We start from the raw sequence: 2,631 nt of genomic DNA, 5'->3' as shown, positions 1-2,631 counted from the left end.
CCGGTACCCCGTGCGGAGCGCCGCCCCCGAGCGCCCCGCACGGGGTACGCCCATGTTCGAACCCCCGGCCGCGCGGGAAGCCATTTCACCGGTCGGGTGATACGAGGGCGTGCGCCGGCTTTCCGTCGGGCGGGCCCGGTGGGGATCGGGCATGGACGAATCCAGCCGCGGCGGACACCGCCGAGGGCGAGCCGTCGCCGGCGCGGCGTCGTGAAGGCCAGGGAGGCACTGGCCGACGCGCTGGCCGCCGCCGGCTTCGACACCGTCTTCGCGCTGCTCGGCGCGGCCAACCAGGACCTGCTGTGCGACCTCCAGGACCGGCTCGGACTACGGGTGGTGCACGGCCGGCACGAGAGCGCCGTCGTGAGCATGGCCGACGGCTACGCCCGCTTCACCGGCCGCCCCGCGGTGGCCACCGTCACGGCGGGCCCGGGACTCACCAACACCGGCACCGCGCTCGCCGTGGCCCGCAGCCACCGCTCACCCGTGCTGCTGCTGGCCGGCGACACCCCGGCCGGCGAACTCCGCAACCCCCAGCACCTACGCCAGGACGCCTTCGCCCGCGCCCTCGGCTGCCGGACCGCCACGCTGCGCCGCGCCGCCGACCTGCCCACCGTCTGGCGCGCCGCCCGGGCCACGCTCGCCCGCGGCGCGCCCTTCGTGCTCAACCTGCCGGCCGACGTCCAGCAGGACCGGGTGCCGTGGCGGCCGGGCGACGAGCCGCCCGAACGGCGGCGCCCGCCGAGGCGGCCGCACGCCACCCGCGTCGAGGCGGCGGCGCGGCTGCTCGCCGACGCCCGGCGGGTCGGCATCCTGGCCGGCCGCGGCGCGCTCGCCGCCGGGCCCGCGCTCCGCGAACTGGCCGACGCCCTCCCCGCCGTGCTCACCACCACGCTGCCGGCCAACGGCCTGTTCGCCGGCCACCCGCACGACGCCGGCGTGTGCGGCGGCCTCGGCGACGGCCGCGCCGGGCCCGCGCTCGCCGACTGCGACACCCTGCTCGCCGTCGGCACCAGCCTGCACCCGCTGTCCGTCCCCCCACTCGCCCCGGCCACCACGCTGCTCCGCGTCGACCGGGCCGCCGGCGACCCGGCCGACGGGCCCCGGCCGGCCCTGACCCTCCACGGCGACGCGGCGCCCACCGTGCGCCGGCTCGCCGACCTGCTCGGCCGGGACCGGCGACCCGGGCCGTCCCTCCGACTCCCCGACCGCGCCTCTCCCGACCCCCGGCCCTACCAGGACACCGCCGACACCCTCGACCCCCGGCACGCGCTCCTGGCCCTCGTCCCGCTGCTGCCGCCCGGCCACGGCGTCGTCGTCGGCGGCGGCCACGCCGCGCTGACCGCCTGCCAGTCGCTGCCGGCCCCGAGCCCGCTCGCCTGGACGTGCGTCAGCACGGACTTCGGCGCCATCGGCCAGGCCCTGCCCGTCGCCGTCGGGGCCTGCTTCGCCCGGGCCGGAAGCCGCGTCGTGCACGTCACCGGGGACGGCGACCTGATGATGTCCCTCGCCGAACTCGACACCGCCGTCCGCTACCGCCTGCCGCTGACCGTGGTGGTCCTCAACGACCAGGGCTTCGGGCAGGAACGGCACAACCTGCGCCGCACCGCCGCCGGGCCGGGACCCGCCGACCACCCGTCCCCCGACCTGGCCGCGCTGGCCTCGGCGTTCGGCGCCGCCGGCCACCGGATCGAGGGCCCCACCGAACTCGCCGAGCTCCACGCCGCGATGGCCCACCGCGAGGGCCCGGTCCTGGTCGACATCCGCGTCAACCCCGCCTACCGCAACCCGGCCTCCGAAGCCGTGGCCCGCGCCCTCTCGCACGGGGGCCCTGCGGGCCGGCCCTGACCGACGCCGAGCCCCGCGCCGGGCCGCCGCCCGGGGGGCTCCGGACCCCTGCGAGGGCGGGCCTGCCGTCCCTGCGGCGCGGCCGAGGTCCCGGCAGCTCGGCACGCCTCGCGGCCTCGTCGCCGCCATGGCGCGCTGTGGCGCGGGGCCGTCCGTGGCCGAGGGCCTGTGTTCGCTCGACGGCTCGGCGTGCTTCCGCCGGCGGGCGAGCCCGCCTACCCTGCGCTGTCACACGGCCCGCTGCCCGGCGGCGGATGCCTGCGCCGCGTGCGGCTGTCGACCGCCCTGCCCTGGTCGCTGCGCGCGCCTGTGCGTGCGGACGGCGTCGGCGTGACGAACCGGTGAGTTCCCTCGCCGCTGGCCATGGTCATCGTGCGCCGCTCGGCCCGCTGCCCGGTGGCGGTGGACGCTTGCGCCCCGGGTGGTCGCGTGCGGCTGACGGCTGCCCTGCCTGGTTGCCGCGCACGCCTGCGCGAGCGCATCGCGTCGGTGCGACCATACGGCGAACTCCCTTGGACACCAGCCACGGTCACCGGGCGCCTGCCGGCGAGCCCGCGCCGGGCAACGCGCTGCGCCGCCCGGCGGCCGACGCCTGCGCGAGCAGGCGATCCGCGGACCGAGCCCGGCGTCGCCGCCGCTACCGCCCGGTGCGCGCGGCGCCGGCGCCTGGCCCCGCGCAGCCGCCCGTGCGGCGCATCGGCTCGGTGGTCGTGGAGGGGGACGGGCCCCTGGTGGTGCGCGAGAAGACGCATCTCGCCGCACCCATGTCGCTCGACCAGGCGC

The 2,631-nt window shown here is 79.2% G+C and carries 1 protein-coding gene and 1 pseudogene; both read left to right on the top strand.

All coding sequences use genetic code 11. The features are described from left to right. Positions 1–210 precede the first annotated feature (210 nt). Positions 211–1,848 carry a thiamine pyrophosphate-binding protein gene (locus E1283_RS34955; RefSeq protein ID WP_165956358.1) on the top strand — a complete coding sequence of 546 codons (1,638 nt, stop codon included), beginning with the start codon at positions 211–213 and terminating at the stop codon, positions 1,846–1,848. Positions 1,849–2,360: 512 nt separating this feature from the next. After that, positions 2,361–2,631 (top strand): annotated as a pseudogene (locus tag E1283_RS34950) (ribosome hibernation-promoting factor, HPF/YfiA family); the annotation flags it as partial.

Source organism: Streptomyces hainanensis (genome assembly GCF_004348415.1).
Taxonomy (GTDB): Bacteria; Actinomycetota; Actinomycetes; order Streptomycetales; family Streptomycetaceae; genus Streptomyces; species Streptomyces hainanensis.
Note: the sequence above shows the minus strand (reverse complement) of the source record. Positions and strands in the feature narration are given on the sequence as shown.